Origin of the sequence: Stutzerimonas chloritidismutans (assembly GCF_020783375.1) — a bacterium.
Lineage (GTDB): Bacteria > Pseudomonadota > Gammaproteobacteria > Pseudomonadales > Pseudomonadaceae > Stutzerimonas > Stutzerimonas kunmingensis.
On record NZ_CP086067.1, the window covers coordinates 3507250 to 3531822 of the forward strand.

Consider the following 24573-nt stretch of genomic DNA (forward strand, 5'->3'; position numbering starts at 1 on the left):
GTCGATCAATGCCGCAAATGCCGCGGTCGCAGCCCGGTCAGCAACAACCCGGCGGCGAATGCCGCGAGCCCTGCGCAAACGAGAATCCCCAACCGCAGCGCTCGCTGCTGCCAGCCCCAGACGAACCACTCCTGCGCCGGCACGTTGAGCCACCAGACCGTCGCCACCATCGCCGCACAGGCAGCTGCCAGGCGTAACCCGAACAGCCACCAGCCCGGTGCAGGACGGTAGACGCCAACCTTGTACAGCCCCCAGAACAGCAGCACAGCGTTGAGCATCGACGACAACGAGGTCGCCAGCGCCAGCCCGACATGCTGTAACGGCCAGATCAGGATCAGGTTCATTACCATGTTCGCGACCATGCAGATGACCGCGACGCGTACCGGCGTCTTCAGATCCTGACGAGCGAAGAAACCCGGCGCCAGCACCTTGATCAGCATGAACGCCAGCACGCCGAGAGAATAGGCCTGCAGCGCCCTGGCCGATTGCACCACCGCCTCTTCGCTCATGGCGCCGTAATAGAACAGGCTGGCGATCATTGGCTCGGCGAGAATACCCAGCGCCAGCGCAGCGGGAACGCCTACCAGCAGCACCATGCGCAATGCCCAATCGACCGTTGCGGAGAACGCCTTTGGATCGTCTCCGGCATGCTGGCGCGACAAGCTTGGCAAGATCACCGTGCCAATCGCGATGCCGAACGCCCCCAACGGCAGCTCTGACAGGCGATCGGCGTAATACAACCAGGACACGCTGCCGGTCTGCAGAAAGGAAGCCAGCACTGTATCCAGCAACAGATTGATCTGACTGACCGAGACACCGAACAGCGCCGGCACCATCAGCAGCATGATGCGACGAACGCCCTCATCACCCCGCTTTACCTTTGGCCGCGGCAGCAGGCCAAGCTTGGCGACATACGGCAGCTGGAAGGCCAGCTGGGCGAAACCGGCAATGAACACGCCCCAGGCAAGCGCCATGATCGGCTGATCGAAATAGGGCGTGAGAAACACAGCCGAGGCGATCATGCAGACATTGAGCAGCACCGGCGTGAAGCCCGGCACCGCGAAATGCCCGTAACTGTTGAGCACGCCGGAGGTGAATGCCGTCAGCGAGATCAGCATCAGGTAGGGAAAGGTGATGCGCAGCAGCTCGCCAGCCAGCTGCATCTTCTCCGGATCATCATGAAAGCCGGGCGCGAAGACCATTACCACATAGGGCGCAAACAGCACGCCCAGCGCAGTCAGCCCGGCAAGGATGAGCCCGAGCATGCCGGCGGTGCGATCCACCAACTGCTTGACGTCCTGCAGCGTGCGCTTGGTGCGATATTCCGAAAGCACCGGCACGAACGCCTGAGCGAATGCGCCCTCGGCAAACAGCCGGCGCAGAAAGTTGGGAATCTTGAACGCAATGAAGAACGCGTCGGCCGCAGCCCCCGAACCGAAGTAGCTGGCGACGACCATATCGCGTACCATGCCCAGCACGCGTGACAGCAGGGTCATGACACTGACCACGGCGCTGGAGCGCAACAATCCGCCCTTGCCGGTTTTTTCGGACATTTGTCTTCCTAGAATTGCAGCGAGATTGATCGACCGAGCGCTCAGCGCCGGCCGGATCGATGGCCAGTTACGACACGAAAAGAGGCGGCGAGTTTAGCCGCAGCCCTTCTGTCCGACCAGCTTCTCAAGCCATTCGACCGGGCTTGACAAGCGCCCTTCGCGTCGGCATGATTCGCGGCCTTATTTGCTTTGCAATCCCCCAAGTTTTCGAGGAGTTCGACGGTGGCCAACAGCCCTTCCGCCAAAAAACGCGCAATTCAGGCTGAGAAGCGTCGCAGCCACAATGCCAGCTTGCGCTCCATGGTTCGTACCTACATCAAGAATGTGGTCAAGGCCATCGACGCCAAAGACCTGGACAAGGCTCGCACAGCCTACACTGCTGCTGTGCCGGTCATTGACCGCATGGCCGACAAAGGCATCATCCACAAGAACAAAGCTGCTCGTCACAAGAGCCGCCTGAACGGCCACATCAAGGCCCTCGGCGAAGCTGCTGCAGCCTAACTGCAGGTTCTTGAAAAAACCGGCCTAGCGCCGGTTTTTTTATGCCCAAATTTTGCCCCACTTGCGAAGGATGGACCGATGCGCAAGCTACGGCGCAACCGGCCAAGGCAGAATCGGAATCGCCGTCACTGCATTCTGCGGGCTACCCTCAATGACGCGATCGCTGTAGACCAGATAAACCAAGGTATTACGCGACTCATCAAAGAAGCGCACCACCTGCATGGTCTTGAACACCAGCGAGGTGCGCTCCTTGAACACTACATCGCCATCTTTGAGCTTGCCGTTGATGCGAATCGGCCCCACCTGGCGACAGGCGATGGACGCCTCGGCACGATCCTCCGCAAGCCCCAGCCCACCCTTGATTCCACCGGTCTTGGCGCGAGACAGATAGCAGGTCACACCATCGACCAAGGGATCGTCGAACGCCTCCACGACGATCTTGTGATTCGGCCCGAGCCACTTGAAGACCGTATCCACCTCACCGACCTGCTCGGCCAACGCCAGCGAAGGGATGAGCAACCCAAAAACCAGCGAAAAATTGGCTAAACGCATCCTCACCTCAGACCAGAATCATGTTGTCGCGATGGATAAGCTCCGGCTCGTCGACATACCCGAGCAGCCTTTCAATTTCATCTGATGGCCGCCCAAGGATGCGCTGCGCCTCGGCTGCACTGTAGTTCACCAGACCGCGCGCGACCTCCGAACCCTGCGGGCCGACACAGACGACCATCTCGCCACGACGAAACGCCCCCTGCACAGCCCTGACCCCAACCGGCAGCAGGCTGCGGTTACCCTGGCGCAGCGCGTGCACAGCACCGTCGTCCAGCGTCAGCGTGCCACGAGTCTGCAGGTGCCCAGCCAACCATTGCTTGCGCGCCGCATGCCGACTGCACTCCGGCGCCAGCAGCGTCCCCAGGCGATCACCCGCCTTGAGCCGCGCCAGCACCTGCTCGATGCGCCCACCAACGATCACCGTATGCGCACCAGAGCGCGCTGCCAGGCGCGCCGCACGAAGCTTGGTCTGCATGCCGCCACGCCCCAGCGCCCCTCCCGTGCCGCCAGCCACTGCATCCAACGCAGGATCGTCGGCGCGCGCCTCACTGATGAGATTGGCTTGAGGATTGAAACGCGGGTCGGCGTCGAACATGCCGTCCCGGTCGGTCAGGATGACCAGCAGATCGGCCTCGACCAGGTTGGCGACCAGTGCAGCAAGCGTGTCGTTGTCGCCAAAGCGGATTTCGTCAGTGACCACCGTGTCGTTCTCGTTGATGACCGGCACCACACCGAGATCGATGAGCGTACGCAGCGTGCTGCGCGCATTGAGATACCGCTTGCGGTCCGAGAGATCGTCGTGGGTGACGAGAATTTGCGCCGTCTGCTGATCACAGCGAGCGAAGCTGGATTCCCAGGCGCGAATCAAGCCCATCTGCCCGACAGCGGCGGCCGCCTGCAACTCATGCACAGCCTTCGGTCGAGAGCTCCAGCCAAGACGACTCATGCCCGCAGCAACCGCACCCGACGACACCAGCACGAGCTCCACACCTGCCTCGCGCAAGGCCACCATCTGATCGACCCAGACCGCCATCGCAGCCTGATCGAGCCCGCGGCCGTCGGCGGTCAGCAGCGCACTGCCGATCTTGACCACCCAGCGCCGCGCACCGCTCACCTTGTCCCGCATCGTTCCTGCCTTCTATACGGCCAAAACACTTCCGGATCGGACTGCGCACGAGGCAGCCCACCGACCACTCGCCTGACCAGGCCGCGCAGCGGCCCGGGGTTCGACTTAGCGCACGTAGATGATCTCGGCACCACCCTCGTCATCATCATCGTCATCGAAGTCGTCGTCTTCGACCTCATCGGCCGCCTTGACGCCAGCGCGGCGCAACGCACGCTGATCATCCAGCTCCTGCAAGCGGGCCCGCGCCTCATCCTCGATCTGGCGATCGAGCTCGGCCAGGGCCTCGGCGTAATCAGGCTCTTCGGCGATGCGCACAGTGCGCTCATCCAGATAACGCATGATCGCCTGACTCAGCGCCTCGGTACCCTCGCTCTCCAGCGCGGAGATGACGAATACCGGACCCTCCCAGTCCAAACGCTCGACCACCTGCCGGACACGTTGCTCACGCTCATCTTCCAGCAGCTGATCAGCCTTGTTCAGCACCAACCAGCGATCACGCTGTGTCAGCGCCGGGCTGAACTTCTCCAGCTCATGCAGGATCACCTCCGCCGCATCGGCCGGGTCGCTACCATCTAACGGAGCCATATCCACCAGGTGCAGCAGCAGGCGAGTACGCGCCAAGTGCTTGAGGAAGCGAATCCCCAGCCCCGCGCCCTCGGCCGCCCCCTCGATGAGCCCCGGAATGTCGGCAATCACGAAGCTCTTGTAGCGTCCAACGCTGACAACACCGAGGTTCGGCACCAGCGTGGTGAACGGGTAGTCCGCGACCTTGGGCTTGGCCGCCGACACCGAGCGAATGAAGGTGCTCTTGCCGGCATTCGGCAAGCCCAGCAGACCGACATCCGCCAACACCTTCAGCTCGAGCTTGAGATCACGAGCATCACCCGGCTTGCCCGGCGTGGTTTGCCGCGGCGCGCGATTGGTGCTGGACTTGAAGCGCGTATTGCCCAGCCCATGCCAGCCGCCTTGAGCCACCAGCAGGCGCTGCCCCGGCTTGGTGAGATCGCCCATGATCTCCTGGGTAGCCGCATCGATGATGGTGGTACCAACCGGCACCGGCAGGACAAGATCCTCACCCTTGGCGCCTGTACAGTCGGTACTACCGCCCTTCTGCCCGTTCTGCGCATTGAAGCGACGGGTGTAGCGGTAGTCCACCAGCGTGTTGAGGTTTTCGTCGGCCTCCAGATACACCGAACCGCCGTCACCGCCATCGCCGCCGTTGGGGCCACCCTTTTCGATGAACTTCTCACGACGAAAGCTCATCATGCCGTTGCCGCCGTCGCCGGCCTTTACAAAAATCGATACTTCATCGACGAATTTCATGGGAACGCCTCCCGTCGCAGGACGGGCTTAGGAAACAAGAAACGTAAGGGTCTTGCAAAAAACCCAGCGAAAACTGAATGAGCACCGAGCAGTTCTTTGCAAGAGCCTCACAGGATACAGAAACAAAAAAGCCCCGTCGCATGACAGGGCTTTTCCAGCAACGACGCAGTTAGGCTGCGACGACGCTCACGTAGCGACGGCCAAAAGCGCCCTTCACTTCGAATTTGATCACGCCTTCCACTTTTGCGAACAGGGTGTGATCCTTGCCCATGCCAACGCCGTAACCGGCATGGAACTGGGTGCCGCGCTGACGCACGATGATGTTGCCGGCCTTGATGGCCTGGCCGCCGTACATCTTCACGCCAAGGCGTTTGGCTTCTGAGTCGCGACCGTTGCGGGTAGAACCGCCAGCTTTTTTGTGTGCCATGAGTTCAATACTCCTATAAGGGGATTCAGGCCCGATTAGCCCTGAATACCGGTGATTTTGACCTCAGTGAACCACTGACGGTGGCCCTGACGCTTCATGTGGTGCTTACGACGGCGGAATTTGATGATGGTGACCTTGTCGTGACGGCCCTGGGCGATCACTTCAGCGGTAACCTTGGCACCATCGACCACCGGAGCGCCGATCTTTACATCATCGCCGTTGCCGATCAGCAGAACGCGGTCAAAAGTGACAGCTTCGCCAGTGGCAACTTCGAGTTTTTCAATCTTGAGGTATTCGCCTTCGGCGACCTTGTATTGCTTGCCGCCGGTTACGATAACTGCGTACATCTGTGTATCTCCGTTGATCCTGCTCACCCAGCGCTTTGAAAGAATGATTAGTGGCTGGCATGGCTGCATGGGGCCGGAAGGTGACGCCCGTGCAATTGCGTAAGGCAGGGAAATGCCCAGGGGGAAGTTCAGGGTCCGCGATTGTACGCATGCGATACACCCCGCGCAATAGCCAACTGGAGTTGCCTTGACAGTGCCAGACCCGCCCCCTAGCATGCCGCGCAATCTGCGAGGAGTCCCCGATGCAACCCCAGCCTTTCTATCAAGTTGTGGCGGACGATTTTGCCGCTGTCGACGGCATCATCCGCAAGCAACTGACTTCGCGCGTTCCTCTGGTGGAAAAGATCGGGGACTACATCACCTCGGCCGGCGGCAAGCGCCTGCGCCCTCTGCTGGTACTGCTTAGCGGCAGTGCACTCGGGCATCAAGGCGATCAATTACGCTTGCTGGCTGCCATCATCGAGTTCCTGCACACCTCCACGCTGCTACATGACGATGTGGTCGACATGTCTGGCATGCGCCGCGGCCGCTCCACCGCCAACGCCCTGTGGGGCAATGCGCCAAGCGTACTGGTTGGCGACTTTCTATATGCACGTTCGTTCGAAATGATGGTGGAACTGGATTCCATGCCGGTGATGCGCATCATCTCCCAGGCAACGCGCGTCATTGCCGAAGGCGAAGTACTGCAGCTGTCGAAGGTCCGCGACGCCAGCACCACCGAAGAAATCTACATGGAGGTCATCCGCGGCAAGACCGCGATGCTCTTCGAAGCCTCGACCCACAGCGCCGCCACCCTGGCCGGCGCCAGCGAGGAACAGCGTGAAGCGCTGCGCACCTTCGGCGATCACCTCGGCATCGCCTTCCAGCTGGTCGACGATCTGCTCGATTACCAGGGCGACGCGGAAACCCTCGGCAAGAACGTCGGTGACGACCTCGCCGAAGGCAAGCCTACCCTTCCGCTGATCTACACCATGCGCGAAGGTACCGCCGAACAGGCCGCTCTGGTGCGCAAAGCCATCCAGAAAGGCGGCCTCGAAGACCTGGAAAGCATCCGCGCCGCTGTCGAGGCATCAGGTGCGCTGGACTACACCGCCAAGCTTGCCCGCGACTATGCCGAACGCGCCGTTGCCTGCCTCGAAGTGATTCCCGCGAATCAGTATCGTGATGCCCTGGTCGAGCTCTGCCGCTTCGCCGTGGCGCGCACCCACTGACACCCCAGCAATGTCGACGCTGCGCTTCGAGCGCAGCCTTCACCCCGACCGTTGATCCCTCACCTCCACCCTCATCAAGGGGAATATTTGCGCTTGCATATTTGCAAATAACAATTATTCTCATTGCGAGAATGAATTGGAGGTGCCGCATGACTTATCTGATAGATGCCTGGCTGGATCGCCCGCAACCCTACCTGCGCATACTCGACCGGAATACCGGCGCCGTATGCGTTTCACTCGAAGGGGATGCACTGGAAGAGTTGCGAGAACAAGGTGATCTCGATGTGCAGGAGTTGAGCACGAGTGAACCCTGCGTGCTCAAGGAACAGGTTCGAAACCTGTTCCTCTTCAGCTATGCCCGCGCGCTGCGGCCCTGACCAGTACGCAATACCTAGATTCGAGAGCCGCACACGGGCAAAGCGGTCAGGGCTCACGAGCAGCTTGTCGGTAACCGATTAGTCGCCGACCACAGACGCTACGCCCCAGCAGCCGGACTCAGAGCACGTCCAGCAGTTCGACGTCGAATACCAGCGTGCTGTGCGGCGGGATACTGCCAACGCCCTGAGCACCATAGGCCAGCTCGCTCGGTACATACAGGCGCCACTTGCTGCCGGCATTCATCAGCTGTAGTGCTTCGGTCCAGCCGGCGATCACGCCGCCTACCGGGAACTCGGCAGGCTGGCCACGCTGGTAGGAGCTGTCGAACACACTGCCGTCGATCAGCGTGCCGTGGTAATGCGTGCGCACACTGTCCTCGCGGGACGGTTTGGCGCCCTCACCGGTCGTCAGCACTTCGTATTGCAGACCCGACTCCAGCACCACAACGCCTTCGCGCTTGGCATTCTCGACAAGGAAGGCACGACCTTCTGCTGCGGCAGCTTCGGCTTTCTGCTGCGCCTCGGCCTGCATGCGCTCGCGGATCACCGCGAAGCTGGCGTTCAGCGCTTCCGGGCTGACCTGGCTGGCAACACCGGCAAACGCATCACGAATACCGGCGATCACCGCATCGAGACTGACGCCCGGCGGGGGATTGTCACGCAGCTGGTCGCCCAGCTGGCGGCCGATGCCGTAGCTCACACGGGTTTCGTCAGTGGATAGATTGAGGTCGGTCATGCCGGGCTCCGAGAGGAAAAAAAGGTCGGCCAGCCTAGCACAGCTGAAGCGAGCGGACGCAGCCACCCGCGCCGCATTGCCACCGGCAGTGCCTCCATCACCTGCCTTTACGATTGCGCCGACAGCGTTCGGAGCAATAACGCACCTCATCCCAGCAGCGCGACCACTTCTTTCGCCAGGCAAACGGCAGGTTGCAGGCGGCGCAGCACTTGAATGGCAGGTCCGCTTTCTTTCTCACAGCACGTCCTCGGCATCCAGCCGCGCCAGCAGCGACTCGCCACGCTCCCACAGCGCCTGCTGCTTGCTGCCCTCCATGCGCGCGAGGTTGCGATAGACCATGCTCATCCGCGGATTACCCTGCAACTGCTCGCGGTGGCGCATGAGAAAGTGCCAGTACAACGCGTTGAACGGGCAGGCATCGTCTGTCGTGCTCTCGCCCACCTTGTAAGAGCAATCCTGGCAATAGTTGGACATGCGTTTGATGTACTGACCGCTGGCACAGTAGGGCTTGGAGCCCAGGTAGCCGCCGTCGGCGTGCAGCACCATGCCCAGCACGTTGGGCAGTTCCACCCAGTCGAACGCATCCATATAGACCGCCAGGTACCAATCGCACAGCGCGGGCGGCGCAATGCCGGCGAGCAGCGCGAAATTACCGGTCACCATCAGCCGCTGGATATGGTGAGCGTAAGCATGCTCCAGCGTCTGCCCGATCACCTGGCGCATGCAGTTCATGCGCGTCTGCCCGGTCCAGTAGAACCCCGGCAGCGGCCTGGAATTACCGAGGGCATTGCGTTGCGCATAGTCAGGCATCTGCAACCAATAGATACCGCGCACATACTCACGCCAGCCAATCAACTGGCGAATGAAGCCCTCGGCAGCGTTCAGCCCGACTCGCCCCTGCCGGTAGGCCGCATCCACGTCATCACACAGGCGGCGCAGGTCAAGCAGGCCGACGTTGAGCGCGGCGCCGACGCGCGCATGGAATAGGAACGGTTCGCCGCTGGCCATGGCGTCCTGGTAGTCACCGAAAGCGGCCAAGCCGAAATCGAGAAAATGCAGCCAGAGCTGTTCGGCCTCGGCGTGGGTGACGGGGTAATCGAAGCCGTCCAGACGGCCGTAGTGATGCGCGAAATGCTCGCTCACCAACGCCTGCACAGCGCGCGTGGTTTCGTCAGCGGCGAAGCGCAAGGTGATCGGGCCGTGCAATCCGCGTGGCAGCGGCTTGCGGTTGTCCGTATCGAGATTCCATACACCGCCCTCCGGTGTACCATCCGGATTCAGCAGAAGGCCCGTTTGGCGACGCATCTCGCGATAGAAGAACTCCATGCGCAGCTGTCGCTTGCCACTGGCCCAACTGGCGAACCCGGTCCGCGAGCAGAGGAAGCGGCGGTCGGCATGCCAGGTGATCGAAAGCCCACTGCTCTTGAGCGCCTGTTCGACCCGCCAGTCACCGGCCTCGGTGACATGGATTTCGTCAGGTCGATACCATGCGGCGAAGCGCGCCAGCTCCCCGGCCAGCGAACCGCTGTTGGCAGGATCGTCGAGTGTCACGTAATCCACCGTGATTCCGCGTTTGCGCAACGCCTCAGCGAAGTGCCGCATGGCGCTGAACAGAAAGATGATCTTCTGCGGGTGATGCGGGACGTGTCCGGCTTCTTCAGCGACCTCAGCGAGCAGCACCCGGTCACGCGTCGGATCGAGCCCATCCAGGGCGGAGAGTTCGAAGCTCAACTGGTCGCCGAGCACCAGGCGCAGTGCGGCAACGCTCACGACCAGTTCTCTTGATGCTTACCGAACAGGGCGCTACCAACGCGCCTGCCGCCGGCCGTCACCACTGGGACCGCATGCCGACCGGCACGCGCAACGGCTCGCGGACGCCCTCGGCAAGACCGCACATCTCGTCGTACGGTGATTGCTGCACCAGATGAAAGGGCAGCTCCGGTAGCTCGCGTAACAGATCACGAGCGTGCTCGACGGACCGCAGATGCCACACATCGCCGCGCGCGTCGATCAGACTATGGCGCTGACCCTGCAGGTAGATGTCGAGAAGATAGATGCCGCCCTCGAGCGAAATCAGCTCGAGAGCGTCGATACGCCCAGCGTGGGCATGAGTGGTGAGATTCTGAAGGTTCATGGCGCTTGCCCATTTGAAAAGCAGTACAGAATATTTAACAAAAAACCAATTCTGTACAGCTTTTCAGGTTTAGCACCTGCGGAGGGACGCTCAGTGCTTGGTGAGCTTGTCGAGATAGCCCATGGCGAACGCCGAGACCACGAAGGTCAGGTGGATGATCACGTACCACATCAGCTTTTCGCTATCGAGCTGCTGGGCATCCATGAACATGCGTAGCAGGTGAATCGACGAGATTGCGACGATGGAGGCAGCGACCTTCATCTTCAGCGATCCGGAATCCATCTTGCCGAGCCAGTCGAGCTTTTCCTTGCCTTCCTCGATATCGAGCTGAGAAACGAAGTTCTCGTAGCCGGAGATCATCACCATCACCAGCAGCCCGCCAACCAGCGCCATGTCGATCAGCGACAGGAGCTTGAGAATCAGCTCGGCCTCACTGAGCGCGAGAATCGCCGGGAGGATATGGAAGATTTCCTGAAAGAACTTGATCGCCAGCGCCAGCAGCGCGAACGCCAGACCGAAATAGATGGGCGCCAGCAGCCACCGGGCGGCGTACATGGCATTTTCGAGGATGCGCTCCATGAGGTCTCACAGCAGAAAATGAGGAAGGCGCGAGTATACGCAGCCGCGCCGAGCGCACCAAGGCAGGCCAAGGTGCGTTCGGCGCATGTGGATAAGAAATTCATCGGCTCCGGTGAGGCGCCGCTGCAGCCAGCCAGAAACGCGAACGTTTGCAATGAGGCACGCTTAGGGGCGCGACTCCCAGCCACCGAGAAAGCGCGCCTGGTTGGCGTTCACTCGACGCAGCTCAGCCTGCATGTGCAACTGCCAGATGGACGGGTCATCGGATTCGCAGTAGCCCTGCCCCATCAGGTTGTCGGCAATCGCCGCCAGCACCGATTCGGCCATCGCAGGCCCGTGGAATGGGCCCTGGACCTTGATTGCCGTGGGCTGCCCGTCTGCCAGTCCAGCCGCACAGAGCAATGTCCACAGCCCATTGCCGCCGGCAAGCGGGCGTATGACGCATTCGATTCGGGTAACCAGGCCCAGGCACTGGCGGTTCAGACAAAGATTGTGTGGCATGACGGCAGTCCTCGCGTCGGGCCGACGCGGGAACATCCTGTGCGGATGTAGCGCGAGAGCCTGTTTATCCCCTGAAGCTGTGGATAATCCTGTGGATGGAGGGTGGATGCCCTCCATCCACTGCAGACCCGCCGCGCGCGCTATCGTTCCGTTCAAAAACCGCACAATGGCGAGCGTTACTTGCTCCCCTCGGACTCGGACCTTCCTTGCTCCGCTTGTGCCGGCTCGCTCTTGCCTTCTTCCTCAAGCTCGATCTCGGCAATGTCGCGCAACCGCTCGACCACCCGGGCGTTCACGCTGCCCTTGGGGAAATGGCCCTGCTCGTTGGTTGCACCCACATCTTCACCGACCAGCAGCGACAACGCTTCGTCCACCTGCCTGACAGCATAGACGTGGAACTGCTGCTGGCGTACGGCCTCCAGCACGCGTTCGTCGAGCATCAGCGTGGTGACATTGGCGAAGGGAATGATCACCCCCTGCTCGCCGGTCAGCCCGCGTGCCTCGCACAGGCGGAAAAAGCCCTCGATCTTCTCGTTGACCCCGCCGACCGCCTGCACTTCGCCGAACTGGTTGATCGAGCCGGTGATGGCGAAACATTGCTTGAGCGGCGTGCGTGAGAGCGCCGAGATCAGCGCGCAGCACTCGCCCAGCGAGGCACTGTCGCCGTCGACGTAGCCGTAGGACTGCTCGAGCGCGATGCTTGCCGAGATTTCCAGCGGAAACTCCTGGGCGTAGCGGCTGCCGAGGTAGCCGGTGAGGATCATCACGCCCTTGGAGTGAATCGGTTGACCGAGATTGACCTCGCGCTCGATGTCGACGATTCCTGAACCGCCGGGATAGACGGTGGCAGAGATACGCGCCGGCATGCCGAATGCCGAGTCGCCGACTTCCAGCACGGTCAGCCCGTTGCACTTGCCGATCGCCGCACCTTCGCTGTCGATCAGAATCACTCCGGCCAGAATGTCTTCGAGAATCCTCGCCGAGACGCGACCGGTGCGCGTGGCCTTGGCTTTCAGTGCACGCTCGATATGGCCGACGTCCGTCACTTCGTCCTTGGCCAGCTGGCGAATGAAATCGGCTTCGCTGACCAGCTGGAACAGATCGCCGATACGCGCCGACAGCCGCCCCTGATGTTCAGCCAGGCGCGCGCTATAGGTCGCCAGACGCGCAACGGCCGCGGCAGTGAGCGGCGCCATGCCCTCTTCGGAGGTGCGGGTCTTCATCAGCTGGGCGAACTGTTCGAGGCTGTCCTCGGCCAGCGGGATGTCCTCGTCGAAGTCTACCAGCACGCGGAACATTTCCTGGAAGTCCGGATCCAGGTCCTGCAGCGTGTAATAGAGCTGGCGCGAGCCGATGATGATCACCTTGACGTTCAGCGGGATCACCTGCGGCGTCAGCGTCACGGTGGCCAGGCGGCCGAGCTCGGCGAGTGGCGATTCCATCTTCAGCTTGCGCGATTGCAGGGCGCGCTTGAGCGCTTCCCAGACAAATGGCTCGCTGAGCAGCTTCTCCGCCTCCAGCATCAGGAAGCCGCCGTTGGCGCGGTGCAGCGCACCGGGGCGCAATTGCCGATAGCTGGTATAGAGCGCCCCCTGGTCGGTGTTGTACTCGATGCGACCGAACAGATTGTCATAGGTCGGGTGCGGCTCGAACACCACCGGCGCGCCACCATCGACCGGGTGACCGACCACCAGGCTCGGACTGTATTGCTCTTCCAGCAATACACGGTTCTGCGCTTCCGGACGGTTTTCGTCCACCAGCTGCTCGACCACAGTCTTCAGCAGATTGACCTGCACGGCCTGCAGGTACGCTTCGATACCGGCGTTCTCCGCATACTTCTCCGACAACGGTGCCAGCAGCGGCTGCAGTGCCTGGCTGATGGTCTCGTCATTGAGCTGGCGCAGCTGGTTGGTCGACTCACGCTTCCACTGCGGCAGGCTGGCGAGCTCCTCGTTCAGACGCACTTCCAGCGCGGAAATGTCTTCGTGATAACGCTCGCGCTCGGCTTCGGGCAGTTGGGCGAACTCGGTTTCGTCCAACGCCTTGCCTTCCTTCATGGGCGTGAAGGCGATGTTTGTGCTGTCGCGATAGAGAGCGATCTCCTTTTCCAGGGCGAGCTTCTCGATCACATCCAGCGCCTTGTCGTAGCGCTGATTGAAGCCGCGGTCGATGGCGCTCTTCTTCTGCTGGAAACTCGGATGCTCGAATACCGCCGGAAAGGTCGCCAGCAGGTTGTCGATCAACTGATTGATATCGGCGATGAACGCCGTTGCGCCGCCGTGAGGCAACTCCAGCACACGCGGCTCGCGAGGCTCGTCGAAGTTGTTCACGTAAACCCAGTCCGACGGAGTATCCAGACGCTTGCCTTCGGCCTTGAGGTAGCGCCGTACGAACGAGAAGCGTCCGGTGCCCGGCTCTCCCATCACGTAGACGTTGTATCCCGGACGCGGCATGGCCACGCCGAACTGCAGCGCCTCGACCGCGCGCTCCTGGCCGAGCACACCGAGAAACGGCTCCAGTTCAGAGGTGTCGTTGAAGTTGAATTGGCTGGGCTCGAAGGGACGGGTCAGCGCATCGGGTGCCAGGCGCAAGCCGGCAGCGACAGTTTCAGGCATCGGGAATCCTTGCTGGGGTGGCTCGTTGGCCACGATTGATGCCGTCATTCTGGCGCTGCGCCGGTCGCGCCGCAAGGCTGATACCCGGCTAACCCAGCCTCGCAACGACGCTGCATAGCCGAGCCACATGGATGGAAATCGCGAGCCGGCTGCGAATCGACACAAGCAGAAACATTTCGTCGCGCCCACTACGCCCGACCGCCTTGATGCAGGTCAAGCGGTCGCTTGACGAAAAGGCGCCTCCTAGAGCCAGCCAACACAAAAGGAGCTTCCGTGATGCGCCCTTCTATTCCGCTATTGCTTAGCAGCCTACTAATGACCAGCGCAGCGAACGCTGATGAGCTGCGTGAGCGCGCCAACGCGATGTTCAAACCGATTCCCGACAAGGTCACCGAGGTCCGCGGCCAGAAGGTCAGCGAAGATCAGGCAATGCTCGGTCACAAACTCTGGTTCGACCCGCGCCTGTCCAGCAGTCACGTCATCAGCTGCAACACCTGCCACAACCTGAGCATCGGGGGCAGCGACAACGTGCCAACCTCGATCGGTCACGGCTGGCAGAAGGGCCCGCGCAACTCGCCCACCGTGCTGAACGCCGTATTCAACGCCGCGCAGTTCTGGGACGGACGCGCCAAGGATCTGCAGGAACAGGCCAAGGGCCCGGTCCAGGCAAGCGTGGAAATGAACAGTACGCCCGAGCGTGTCGTCTCGACGCTGCAGAGCATTCCGGAGTACGCCGCCGAGTTCAAGAAGGCCTTCCCCAACGACAAGGAGCCGGTCAGTTTCGACAACATGGCCTACGCCCTGGAAGCCTTCGAAGTCAGCCTGACCACGCCGAACTCGCCGTTCGACCGCTTCCTCAAGGGTGAGGACGGGGCGCTGGACGACAAGCAGAAACAGGGGCTCGCCCTGTTCATGGACGCCGGCTGCTCTTCCTGCCACAACGGCGTCAACCTTGGTGGCCAAGGTTACTTCCCCTTCGGCGTGATCAAGAAGCCCGGAGCCGAAGTGCTGCCGACCGGCGACAAGGGTCGCTTCGCGGTGACCAATACCGCCAGCGACGAGTACGTCTTCCGTGCCGCGCCGCTGCGCAATGTCGCGCTGACCCCGCCGTACTTCCACAGCGGTGAGGTCTGGGAGCTCGAACAGGCCGTTGCCATCATGGGTGACAGCCAACTGGGCCGTAAACTGGACAAGGACGAAGTCAGCGCGATTACCGCGTTCCTGCACAGCGTGACCGGCGAGCAGCCGCAAGTCGCCTATCCGGTACTTCCCGCCAGCACCGCGAACACTCCGAAGCCCGAGTGATCGCTCCCCGTTACCCGGCGCCAGCCGCCGGGTAACGGCCCCGTTTCAGCTTCCCCTTTGCTCCTTGAGCAGGTCGCGTATCTCGGTCAGCAACAACTCTTCCTTCGAGGGCGCAGGCGGCGCAGATGGCGCCTCGGCTTCCTTGCGCTTGAGATGGTTGATCGCCTTGATCGCCATGAAGATGGCGAAGGCGATGATCACGAAATCCACCACGGTCTGAATGAATGCACCGTACCGCAGCACCACCGCTGGCGCCTCGCCGACGGCGTCCTTGAGCACTATCGCCAGATCCGAGAAGTCCACCCCGCCGATCAGCAGCCCCAGCGGCGGCATGATCACCCCGTCGACGAACGACGACACGATCTTGCCGAACGCAGCGCCGATGACGATACCCACGGCCATGTCGACGACATTTCCCCGCACGGCAAACGCCTTGAATTCGTTGATCAGACTCATACGCAGATTTTCCTTTAGTGGATGACCGGGCCGCCCGCCATGCCCCCGCGGACATGGCGGTGAACGCCGTGGTAGAGCATAGCCGGGCTTGCCGGCGCAGGCCACGCCAGAACGCCTTTCATCGACCGGTTATTGCGAATGAGGTTCGCTTGATCGCCGTCAACCGGTTCTCGGAGGAGGGAGACTAAGGTGGACGCCTTCCTGACAAACCGGAGCGGTTTCCATGCACGTCGAACATCACCCACTGATCAAGGATTTCCCTGAGAAACGCGAGCAGTTGCAGAAACTGCGTCAGGAAGATCCGGCCTTCGCCCGCAAGGCGGACGAATACGAAGCGCTGGACAAGCGCATCTGCCGCGTCGAAGACGGTGTCGAAACCCTAGACGACAGCGCGCTCAATGCCCTCAAGCAGGAGCGCGTGGCGATGAAGGACGACATCGCCCGCGACATCAAGCGCGCCTCGGGCAGCTGCTGCGGCGGTTGCTGCGGCTGATAGCGCCTACCCGTGAAGAGAAGCCCGCCATGCGCGGGCTTCTTGCTGTCTGGCCCGCTAGAACAAACCACCGAAGCGGAACCCGGAGCCGACCCAGACGAAGGCAACCGCAGTCAGGGTGATCAGCACGATGTGCAGCCCCAGTTGCGGCAGGCGCTGCGCATCCAGCTTGGGAATCAGTGCCAGCCGCGCATGCGCGCCGAGCAGCGCGGTAAATCCGAGCAGTACCAGCTTGGCTTGCACCAGATTCGCCATGGGCGACGAATCGAACCATTGCCCATGGGGCAGCCAGAGGCTGGCCAGCCAGAGCCCGCTGACGATCTGCACCAGCAGCGCAGGTATCCCGACGCGCTCGTAGAGTTGTTCGAACTGGCGTACCGGTTGCACATCGCGGCGACGCAGGGCACCCGGCAGCACACTGAACAGCAGTACCAGATGCCCGCCAACCCAGACACTGGCGCCCAGCAGATGCAGAAACAACAGATGTCGCATGGCGCTCACTCCTGTTCGATTTGTTTACAGTCTGGCCGCTGCCTCGCCGCTTGTGGCTGATGGCGATCAAGTCAGCCGTTATCATGCGACACCACCTACCAGACCCGGAGTTTCCCATGGCCAAGGCCAAGCGCATGTATGGCTGCACCGAATGCGGCTCGACCTTCCCGAAATGGGCCGGCCAATGCGGTGACTGTGGTGCCTGGAATACGCTGGTGGAAACTATCATCGAGGGTGCGGCACCGCCCTCCGGCCGTGCAGGCTGGGCCGGGGAGCAGGCCAACATCAGGACGCTCGCCGAGGTCAGCGTCGAGGAAGTACCGCGATTCTCAACCGCTTCCGGCGAGCTGGATCGCGTACTCGGAGGGGGGCTGGTGGACGGCTCGGTGGTGCTGATCGGCGGTGATCCGGGCATCGGCAAGTCGACGATCCTGCTGCAGACCCTCTGCGCCATCGCCCAGCAGTACCCGGCGCTCTACGTCACCGGTGAAGAATCCCAGCAGCAAGTGGCCATGCGTGCGCGTCGTCTGGACCTGCCGCAGGACCGGCTCAAGGTGATGACCGAGACCTGCATCGAATCGATCATCGCCACCGCGCGGCTGGAAAAGCCCAAGGTGATGGTGATCGACTCGATCCAGACCATCTTCACCGAGCAGCTGCAGTCCGCGCCGGGCGGTGTGGCTCAAGTGCGCGAGAGCGCGGCGCTGCTGGTCCGCTTCGCCAAGCAGAGCGGCACGGCGATCTTCCTCGTCGGCCACGTGACCAAGGAAGGCGCCCTCGCCGGGCCGCGCGTGCTCGAACACATGGTCGATACGGTGCTGTATTTCGAGGGCGAGTCCGACGGTCGCCTGCGCCTCTTGCGCGCAGTGAAGAACCGCTTCGGCGCGGTCAACGAGCTCGGTGTGTTCGGCATGACCGACAAGGGCCTGAAGGAAGTCACCAACCCGTCGGCGATCTTCCTCACCCGCGCCCAGGAAGCGGTGCCGGGCAGCGTGGTGATGGCTACCTGGGAAGGCACCAGGCCGATGCTGGTGGAGGTGCAGGCGCTGGTCGATACCAGCCACCTGGCCAACCCGCGCCGCGTCACCCTGGGCCTCGACCAGAACCGCCTGGCCATGCTGCTGGCCGTGCTGCATCGGCATGGCAGCATCCCCACCTACGATCAGGACGTGTTTATCAACGTGGTCGGCGGCGTGAAGGTGCTGGAAACCGCGGCGGATCTGGCGCTGATGGCCGCGGTGATCTCCAGCCTGCGCAACCGGCCGCTGGATACCGATCTGCTGGTATTCGGTGAAGTGGGCCTGTCGGGCGAGATCCGCCCGGTGCCAAGTGGTCAGGAGCGTCTGAAGGAGGCCGCCAAGCACGGCTTCAAGCGCGCCATCGTGCCCAAGGGCAATGCGCCGAAGGAGGCCCCCGCCGGTTTGCAGATCATCGCCGTGACACGCCTGGAGCAGGCGCTCGACGCGCTGTTCGAGTGATCGTTACTGGCCGCCGAGTGCGGCCAGCTCGCGTTCCAGCAGTGCCTCGTCGCCGAGGTTGAGTTCGACCAGGCGCCGCAGGTGGGCGATCGAGTCGAGATCGATATGCTGGCAGACGAAGCCGATCAGATCGCCCTCTTCATGGGTCATCGCCACTTCCATGCGCACCTCGGCATCATCGGCCAGGCGCACCCGCGCCTCGAACGGCTGTTCAGCATCGGCATCCCAGCCTTCAGGGCGGCGAACCAGCAGGCCTTTCAGGGACAGGTCATGCAGCTCGACCGGCCAGCGCCGGTCACCCTGCACCAACTCAGTGGCGGCATCGAACTCGATACGCTGGAAGCGCCGGCGATCACTGGGGGAATCAGTCATGAACATCACTCCGCGGTGTCTGAATTCACTATAGGACAACAACTCTCGACATCGCCGTTACAACCAGCGGCGCACCCGTCCACAGTACGCCAGATAGTCGTCGCCAAACAGCTGGGTCAGCAAGCGCTCCTCATGCACGATCACGGCGCGCTGCATGGTGAAGATCAGGGCGGGCAGCAACAGCCAGGGCCACAGCGTGCCCCAGAGCAGCGCGATGCCACAGTAGATCAGGCTGTCGGCCAGATAGATCGGGTTGCGCGAGAAACCGAACGGCCCCTCTTCCAGCAGCTTCGCGGGCTTGCCATAGGGATTGACCGTGGTCCTGCGCCAGAGCATCAGCAAGCCGGCCCAGAGCATCAGCAACACGCCCGCGTCGATCAGCCCCCAGCCCAGGTAGTGAGTCCAGAGATTGCGCGGCAAGGCGATCGGCAACACCGACTCCAGCAGCCAGGCTGCCGCGAGAAACAGCAGATAGATGACCGGTGGCGGCAGGATTACACCCGTGGCGCGCTTGAACATGAGTCGGACTCCGGAGGAACAGGACACGGCAGTCTAGCGCGCCGCATCGCCGGGGATCAGGAAGATGTGTCGCGACAACCGCCAGACAGCAAAAAGCCCGCTTTCGCGGGCTTTCGATGCAGCGATGTAACGTTTTAGTTGCCGTATACCGGGAACTTGGCGCAGACCGCTTCGACCTTGCCACGAACCGCTTCGATCACCGACTCGTCGCCCATGTTGTCGAGGATGTCGCAGATCCAGCCAGCCAGGTCGCGGCACTCGGTCTCGCCGAAGCCGCGAGTGGTGACAGCCGGGGTGCCGATGCGCAGACCGGAGGTGACGAACGGGGAACGCGGGTCGTTCGGTACGCTGTTCTTGTTCACGGTGATGTGCGCGTTGCCCAGGGCAGCGTCAGCGTCCTTACCGGTGATGTCCTGCTTGATCAGGCTGAGCAGGAACAGGTGGTTCTTGGTGCCACCGGACACCACGTCGAAGCCGCGCTGGATGAACACGTCGGCCATGGCCTGAGCGTTTTTCACCACCTGCTGCTGATAGGCCTTGAACTCAGGCTGCAGCGCTTCCTTGAAGCACACAGCCTTGGCGGCGATGACGTGCTCCAGCGGGCCACCCTGGGCACCGGGGAACACGGCAGAGTTGAGCTTCTTCTCGATCTCGGCGTTGGCACGCGCCAGGATCAGGCCGCCACGCGGGCCGCGCAAGGTCTTGTGAGTGGTGGTGGTGACGACGTCAGCGAACGGAACCGGGTTCGGGTAAACGCCTGCGGCAACCAGACCGGCCACGTGAGCCATGTCGACGAACAGGTAGGCACCGACCTTGTCAGCGATTTCGCGAAAACGGGCGAAGTCCAGGATCTGCGAGTACGCGGAGAAACCTGCGACGATCATTTTCGGCTTGTGCTCGACGGCCAGACGCTCGACTTCGTCATAGTCGATCAGGCCCTGGTCGTTGATGCCGTACTGCACGGCGTTGTACAGCTTGCCGGAGGAGGAAACGCTGGCGCCGTGGGTGAGGTGGCCGCCGTGGGCCAGGCTCATGCCGAGGATGGTGTCACCGGCCTGCAAAAGGGCGAGGTAGACGGCGCTGTTGGCTTGAGAGCCAGCATGCGGCTGGACGTTGGCGTAGTCGGCGCCGAACAGTTCCTTGGCGCGGTCGATGGCCAGCTGCTCGACCACGTCGACGTACTCGCAACCGCCGTAGTAGCGCTTGCCCGGATAGCCTTCGGCGTACTTGTTGGTGAGCACCGAACCCTGGGCTTCCATCACCGCCGGGCTGGTGTAGTTCTCCGAGGCGATCAGCTCGATGTGGTCTTCCTGACGCTTGGCTTCCTGCTCCATGGCAGCGAAGAGATCGGCGTCGAAACGGGCGAGGGTCAAATCACGGCTGAACATGGCAGTCCTCTGAGATCAGCTGGCGGTATAAAAGAGAGGCGCGGATTCTACCTCATCCGACCGGTTGCGGGTATGAGCGATAGTCATGCACAAGATGAACAGCCGCCGCTTCCGCAGCCGCGACGGCGCACTGTCGCGGTTTGCCCTGACCGGTGCATTCGGGTAGCTTTGCGCCCTTTCCATGCCACCCCATTTTCGGCCCCCCACGGCCTGGGTCAGGCATCATTCACCACTGTCACGGGCATTCGTTTCCATGGCTCAATACGTCTACACCATGCACCGGCTGAGCAAGGTCGTTCCGCCGAAGCGTGAGATCCTCAAGAACATATCCCTGTCGTTCTTCCCCGGCGCCAAGATTGGCGTGCTCGGCCTGAACGGCGCCGGTAAATCCACCCTGCTGCGCATCATGGCCGGCGTCGACACCGAGTTCGACGGCGAGGCCCGCGCCATGCCGGGCATCAATGTCGGCTATCTGCCGCAGGAACCGCAGCTCGATCCGGAAAAGACCGTGCGCGAAGTCGTCGAGGAGGCGGTTGGTGTGATCAAGGACGCCCAGGCCCGCCTGGATGCCGTCTACGCCGCCTACGCCGAGCCGGACGCCGACTTCGATGCGCTGGCTGCCGAGCAAGCCAAGCTCGAAGCGATCCTGCAGGCATCCGACGGCCATAACCTGGAGCGCCAGCTGGAAGTCGCCGCCGATGCCCTGCGCCTGCCGGCCTGGGACGCCAAGGTCGCGCATCTGTCCGGCGGCGAGAAGCGCCGCGTCGCCCTCTGCCGCCTGCTGCTGTCGGCCCCGGACATGCTGCTGCTGGACGAACCGACCAACCACCTGGACGCCGACTCGGTGGCCTGGCTGGAGCGCTTCCTCCATGACTTCCCCGGTACCGTGGTGGCGATCACCCACGATCGTTACTTCCTCGACAACGTCGCCGGCTGGATCCTCGAACTCGACCGCGGCGCGGGCATCCCGTACGAAGGCAACTATTCCGGCTGGCTGGAAGCCAAATCGGCGCGTCTGGCGCAGGAATCCAAGCAGCAGTCGGCCCATGAAAAGGCCATGAAGGAAGAACTGGAATGGGTACGTAAAGGCGCCAAGGCCCGCCAGTCCAAATCCAAGGCTCGCCTGCAGCGCTTCGAGGAAATGCAGTCGCAGGAATTCCAGAAACGCGCAGAGACCAACGAGATCTACATCCCGGCCGGCCCGCGCCTGGGCGACAAGGTCATCGAATTCAAGAACGTCACCAAGGGCTATGGCGACCGCGTACTGATCGACGACCTCTCCTTCAGCGTGCCGAAAGGCGCCATCGTTGGCGTGATCGGTGGCAACGGTGCCGGTAAGTCGACCCTGTTCCGCATGCTGATGGGCAAGGAAACCCCGGATTCCGGCAGCATCGAAATCGGCGATACCGTGCAGTTGGCCTGCGTGGACCAGAGCCGCGACGACCTGGACGGTGGCAAGACCGTATGGGAAGCGGTCTCCGATGGCTTGGACCAGATTCGCATCGGCAACTACGAGGTGCCATCGCGCGGTTACGTTGGCCGCTTCAACTTCAAGGGCGCCGACCAGCAGAAGTTCGTCAAGGATCTCTCCGGCGGTGAGCGCGGTCGTCTGCACCTGGCGCTGACCCTCAAGCAGGGCGCCAACGTGCTGCTGCTCGACGAACCGTCCAACGACCTCGACGTGGAAACCCTGCGCTCGCTGGAAGAGGCACTGCTGGACTTCCCCGGCTCGGCCATCGTGATCTCCCACGATCGCTGGTTCCTCGACCGCGTCGCCACCCACATCCTCTCCTACGAGGACGATGGCGGTGTCGTGTTCTTCGAAGGCAACTACACCGAGTATGAAGCCGATCGCAAGAAGCGCCTCGGTGACGCAGCCTCCCAGCCACACCGCGTCAGGTACAAGAAGCTGGCGCAGTAAGCGGTAGATAACGACAACGGAGCCGGACAGGCTCCGTTGTCGTGTCTAGAGAAAGCACCCACAAATAGTGGCACAATGCCGCCTACGTGAATTACTGATCCCTCCGGCAGGCGCGGCAATCGCACCATGCCGACCCCCGCGACCGACAAAGGACAATTCGCATGGCGGCACTTGGACTGCGCGGCAAATCACTGCTGGCATTGTTGCTCAGTTGCCTGCTTGCTTTCGTCTTTGCCGGTTTCATTGGCCGAGAGGCGTTGCTCGGCGTGCAGAGTCGCTTCGGCGAGGCCTATGCGCGCAATGTGGTCCAACTCAACCGCGAACGCCTGTTCGCACCGGTTTCACGCGAACTGGCACTGGCTCAACGGCTGGCGGCTTCGCAACTGACGCTGGCCTGGTTGAACGACGAGCAGGATCCGGCCAAGCGCAAGATCTTTTTCCAGGAAGCGGCCGGCTACCAGCAGGCCTTCGGCGACCACGCCTACTTCGCCGCCTCGGCGAATAGCAACGGCTACTACTCGAACGGACCCGACCAGTCACCCAGCGATGCACCACGCTATGTGATGGCCCCGGACGGCCCTCGCGACGAGTGGTTCTTCCAGACACTGCAGGCCGACACACCCTACGCCATCAACGTCGACCGCTCGGTGGTCACCGGTGAGCTCAAGGTGTGGTTCAACGTACAGGTACGTGACGGCGATCGACGCCTGGGCCTGGTCGGTTCCGGCATCAGCCTGCAGGCATTTCTGGATGACTTTATCGAGGCCAGCAAGGTCGGCGTCGAGTCGATGGTGCTCGATGCCTACGGCTCCATCCTCGTTCATCCGAATCAGAATCTGGTCACGCTCAACGCCGAAACCGCGCGTGGACGCTCCTTGTCGACGAGCATCCTCGGCCAGCTCGACGACCTCGGCGCGGCGTCGGCAGTGCGTCAGGCCATGGCGGAAAGCCGCGAGAACCCCGGCACGGTGGCGACGTTGCGCGTCACCCTGGATGGCGCGCCCCGCTTGCTGGCGCTGAGCTGGATTCCCGAGCTGCAGTGGTTCGTCGCCAGCGCCGTGGACCTGGGCACCGCACAGGTCGTCGAGGTGCGTCCGCTGTTGCCAGCCATCGCCCTGTTTCTGGTGCTGTTCCTGCTGCTGATCGGTGGTGGTGCCTGGCTGGTCGAGAAGCGTGTGCTCAAACCGCTGCGCCAGCTGAGACGCAGCGCCCAGGCCCTGGCGGCGGGACAGTACGATGCCCCCCTGCCCCTGCACCGGCAGGACGAGATCGGCGAACTCAGCGCAGCCTTCGGTGCCATGGCGCAGCAGGTTCGCAGCCACACCAGCGAGCTGGAGAATCGTGTGCGTGAGCGCACCCGCGACCTGGAACAGGCCAACCTGGAAATGGCCGCCGCGCACAAGAAGATCGACGACTCGATCGACTACGCCAGCCTTATTCAGCGCTCGATCCTGCCCAACCGGCAGCTGGTCACCGCCATGGGCGATCGTCATGCGGTGCTCTGGCGGCCACGTGATGTCGTCGGCGGCGACTTCTATGTGTATCGCGCCGACGAGCATGGCTGCCTGTTCGGAATCGTCGACTGTGCCGGACACGGCGTGCCCGGCGCGTTGATGACGATGCTGGCCCACGCTGCCATCGATCAGGCGCTCGGCACGACCGGCCTGGACGACCCCGCCGCCGCGCTCGCGCGTACCGATGCGATCGTGCGCAACATGCTGCGCGAAGAGCAGGACTCCCATGCCCTGGCGACCAACATGGATATCGGCCTCGCCTATGTCGATTTGCGCCAGCGCAAGGTGCATTATTCCGGCGCGAAGATTGCGTTGTACTACTGTGATGGCGAAGAGGTGCACGAGATCAAGGCAGCGCGGCGCGCCATCGGCGATAAACGCATCGGCGACTACCGCAACACCAGCGTCGACCTGCAACCGGGGCGGACCTTCTACATGACCACCGACGGCTTCCTCGACCAGGCCGGCGGCGACGACGGGTTCGGCTTTGGCAACAGCCGCTTCGCCAGCATGATCCGCGAGCATGCACGGCTTCCCCTGGCCGAACAGGGCGAAGCCTTCAGCCTCGCACTGGCGCGCTATCAGGGTGAATTCCCGCAGCGCGATGACATCACGATGTTATGTTTCCGCTTCGATTGAGACAGGGAGTTGGC

26 protein-coding genes are annotated in these 24573 nt (G+C 62.4%); 8 read left to right on the plus strand and 18 right to left on the minus strand.

From position 1 onward, the window contains the following. Window positions 1-5: 5 nt before the first annotated feature. Window positions 6-1553: a murein biosynthesis integral membrane protein MurJ gene (gene murJ / locus LLJ08_RS16365; RefSeq protein ID WP_104097922.1), complete on the minus strand. Its 1548-nt coding sequence runs from the start codon at window positions 1551-1553 to the stop codon at window positions 6-8. A 222-nt stretch (window positions 1554-1775) separates the two neighbouring features. Here murJ and rpsT point away from each other — a divergent pair, with 222 nt between their 5' ends. Next, window positions 1776-2054, plus strand: coding sequence for a 30S ribosomal protein S20 (gene rpsT / locus LLJ08_RS16370; protein WP_003281567.1), 279 nt, complete (start codon window positions 1776-1778; stop codon window positions 2052-2054). Window positions 2055-2141: 87 nt separating this feature from the next. Here rpsT and LLJ08_RS16375 read toward each other — a convergent pair whose 3' ends face one another. The 5 genes from LLJ08_RS16375 to rplU form a co-directional block, all read right to left on the minus strand. Next, window positions 2142-2606 carry a CreA family protein gene (locus tag LLJ08_RS16375; protein WP_003302151.1) on the minus strand — a complete coding sequence of 155 codons (465 nt, stop codon included), beginning with the start codon at window positions 2604-2606 and terminating at the stop codon, window positions 2142-2144. 7 nt (window positions 2607-2613) lie between these two features. After that, window positions 2614-3732, minus strand: coding sequence for a glutamate 5-kinase (proB, locus tag LLJ08_RS16380; RefSeq protein ID WP_228207484.1), 1119 nt, complete (start codon window positions 3730-3732; stop codon window positions 2614-2616). Between the two features lie 105 nt (window positions 3733-3837). Further along, complete coding sequence (gene cgtA / locus LLJ08_RS16385; RefSeq protein WP_228207485.1) at window positions 3838-5055, minus strand: Obg family GTPase CgtA; 1218 nt, start codon at window positions 5053-5055, stop codon at window positions 3838-3840. Between the two features lie 169 nt (window positions 5056-5224). Further along, on the minus strand, window positions 5225-5482 hold the full coding sequence (gene rpmA / locus LLJ08_RS16390) for a 50S ribosomal protein L27 (protein WP_003281574.1): 258 nt from the start codon (window positions 5480-5482) through the stop codon (window positions 5225-5227). Between the two features lie 35 nt (window positions 5483-5517). Next, on the minus strand, window positions 5518-5829 hold the full coding sequence (gene rplU / locus LLJ08_RS16395) for a 50S ribosomal protein L21 (protein ID WP_003302133.1): 312 nt from the start codon (window positions 5827-5829) through the stop codon (window positions 5518-5520). Window positions 5830-6071: 242 nt separating this feature from the next. On the opposite strand from rplU, the gene LLJ08_RS16400 reads away from it, so the two are divergent. Then, window positions 6072-7040, plus strand: coding sequence for a polyprenyl synthetase family protein (locus tag LLJ08_RS16400; RefSeq protein WP_041014886.1), 969 nt, complete (start codon window positions 6072-6074; stop codon window positions 7038-7040). A 149-nt stretch (window positions 7041-7189) separates the two neighbouring features. Next, on the plus strand, window positions 7190-7417 hold the full coding sequence (locus tag LLJ08_RS16405) for a PA4570 family protein (RefSeq protein WP_003302130.1): 228 nt from the start codon (window positions 7190-7192) through the stop codon (window positions 7415-7417). A 118-nt stretch (window positions 7418-7535) separates the two neighbouring features. Here the strand turns inward: LLJ08_RS16405 and LLJ08_RS16410 are convergent, their stop codons facing one another. The 7 genes from LLJ08_RS16410 to LLJ08_RS16440 form a co-directional block, all read right to left on the minus strand. Beyond that, window positions 7536-8153, minus strand: coding sequence for a BamJ family beta-barrel-assembly machinery protein (locus tag LLJ08_RS16410; RefSeq protein WP_014821449.1), 618 nt, complete (start codon window positions 8151-8153; stop codon window positions 7536-7538). Window positions 8154-8250: 97 nt separating this feature from the next. Next, the gene (locus LLJ08_RS16415) at window positions 8251-8391 is read right to left on the minus strand and encodes a DUF2256 domain-containing protein (RefSeq protein WP_228207486.1); all 141 of its coding nucleotides are present in this window, start codon (window positions 8389-8391) and stop codon (window positions 8251-8253) included. Next, window positions 8388-9923 (minus strand): cryptochrome/photolyase family protein, encoded by a 1536-nt coding sequence (locus LLJ08_RS16420; RefSeq protein ID WP_228207487.1) that lies wholly within the window; start codon window positions 9921-9923, stop codon window positions 8388-8390. The genes LLJ08_RS16415 and LLJ08_RS16420 overlap by 4 nt, the downstream gene beginning before the upstream one ends. Before the next feature lie 58 nt (window positions 9924-9981). Further along, window positions 9982-10287, minus strand: a complete 306-nt coding sequence (locus LLJ08_RS16425) for a DUF6482 family protein (protein ID WP_042927717.1) — start codon at window positions 10285-10287, stop codon at window positions 9982-9984. A gap of 90 nt (window positions 10288-10377) precedes the next feature. After that, window positions 10378-10866, minus strand: a complete 489-nt coding sequence (locus tag LLJ08_RS16430) for a TIGR00645 family protein (RefSeq protein WP_003302125.1) — start codon at window positions 10864-10866, stop codon at window positions 10378-10380. A gap of 165 nt (window positions 10867-11031) precedes the next feature. Further along, the gene (locus LLJ08_RS16435; RefSeq protein WP_014821453.1) at window positions 11032-11367 is read right to left on the minus strand and encodes a PA4575 family protein; all 336 of its coding nucleotides are present in this window, start codon (window positions 11365-11367) and stop codon (window positions 11032-11034) included. 176 nt (window positions 11368-11543) lie between these two features. Continuing rightward, window positions 11544-13982 carry a Lon protease family protein gene (locus LLJ08_RS16440; protein WP_101274467.1) on the minus strand — a complete coding sequence of 813 codons (2439 nt, stop codon included), beginning with the start codon at window positions 13980-13982 and terminating at the stop codon, window positions 11544-11546. A gap of 276 nt (window positions 13983-14258) precedes the next feature. Between LLJ08_RS16440 and LLJ08_RS16445 the strand changes: the two genes are divergently transcribed. After that, window positions 14259-15287: a cytochrome-c peroxidase gene (locus tag LLJ08_RS16445; RefSeq protein ID WP_038657144.1), complete on the plus strand. Its 1029-nt coding sequence runs from the start codon at window positions 14259-14261 to the stop codon at window positions 15285-15287. Window positions 15288-15332: 45 nt separating this feature from the next. Here LLJ08_RS16445 and mscL read toward each other — a convergent pair whose 3' ends face one another. Continuing rightward, complete coding sequence (mscL, locus tag LLJ08_RS16450; protein WP_038657142.1) at window positions 15333-15743, minus strand: large-conductance mechanosensitive channel protein MscL; 411 nt, start codon at window positions 15741-15743, stop codon at window positions 15333-15335. A 223-nt stretch (window positions 15744-15966) separates the two neighbouring features. Here mscL and LLJ08_RS16455 point away from each other — a divergent pair, with 223 nt between their 5' ends. After that, entirely contained in the window at window positions 15967-16236 is a 270-nt protein-coding gene (locus LLJ08_RS16455; RefSeq protein ID WP_003281602.1) for an HP1242/YdcH family protein, read from the plus strand. Window positions 16237-16293: 57 nt separating this feature from the next. Here the strand turns inward: LLJ08_RS16455 and LLJ08_RS16460 are convergent, their stop codons facing one another. Beyond that, on the minus strand, window positions 16294-16728 hold the full coding sequence (locus LLJ08_RS16460) for a CopD family protein (RefSeq protein ID WP_125898648.1): 435 nt from the start codon (window positions 16726-16728) through the stop codon (window positions 16294-16296). A gap of 116 nt (window positions 16729-16844) precedes the next feature. On the opposite strand from LLJ08_RS16460, the gene radA reads away from it, so the two are divergent. Continuing rightward, window positions 16845-18206 (plus strand): DNA repair protein RadA, encoded by a 1362-nt coding sequence (gene radA / locus LLJ08_RS16465; protein WP_041014892.1) that lies wholly within the window; start codon window positions 16845-16847, stop codon window positions 18204-18206. Window positions 18207-18209: 3 nt separating this feature from the next. Here the strand turns inward: radA and LLJ08_RS16470 are convergent, their stop codons facing one another. The 3 genes from LLJ08_RS16470 to glyA all read right to left on the minus strand — a co-directional run bounded on the left by LLJ08_RS16470 (window position 18210) and on the right by glyA (window position 20485). Next, window positions 18210-18578, minus strand: a complete 369-nt coding sequence (locus tag LLJ08_RS16470) for a PilZ domain-containing protein (protein WP_041014893.1) — start codon at window positions 18576-18578, stop codon at window positions 18210-18212. A gap of 57 nt (window positions 18579-18635) precedes the next feature. Then, window positions 18636-19097 (minus strand): methyltransferase family protein, encoded by a 462-nt coding sequence (locus tag LLJ08_RS16475; protein WP_042927725.1) that lies wholly within the window; start codon window positions 19095-19097, stop codon window positions 18636-18638. A 134-nt stretch (window positions 19098-19231) separates the two neighbouring features. Further along, entirely contained in the window at window positions 19232-20485 is a 1254-nt protein-coding gene (gene glyA, locus LLJ08_RS16480) for a serine hydroxymethyltransferase (protein WP_228207488.1), read from the minus strand. 253 nt (window positions 20486-20738) lie between these two features. On the opposite strand from glyA, the gene ettA reads away from it, so the two are divergent. Continuing rightward, window positions 20739-22406: an energy-dependent translational throttle protein EttA gene (gene ettA / locus LLJ08_RS16485; protein WP_228207489.1), complete on the plus strand. Its 1668-nt coding sequence runs from the start codon at window positions 20739-20741 to the stop codon at window positions 22404-22406. A gap of 161 nt (window positions 22407-22567) precedes the next feature. Beyond that, a complete protein-coding gene (gene siaA / locus LLJ08_RS16490) occupies window positions 22568-24559 on the plus strand; it encodes a biofilm regulation protein phosphatase SiaA (RefSeq protein ID WP_228207490.1) in 1992 nt (663 codons plus the stop codon). Window positions 24560-24573: the final 14 nt, after the last annotated feature.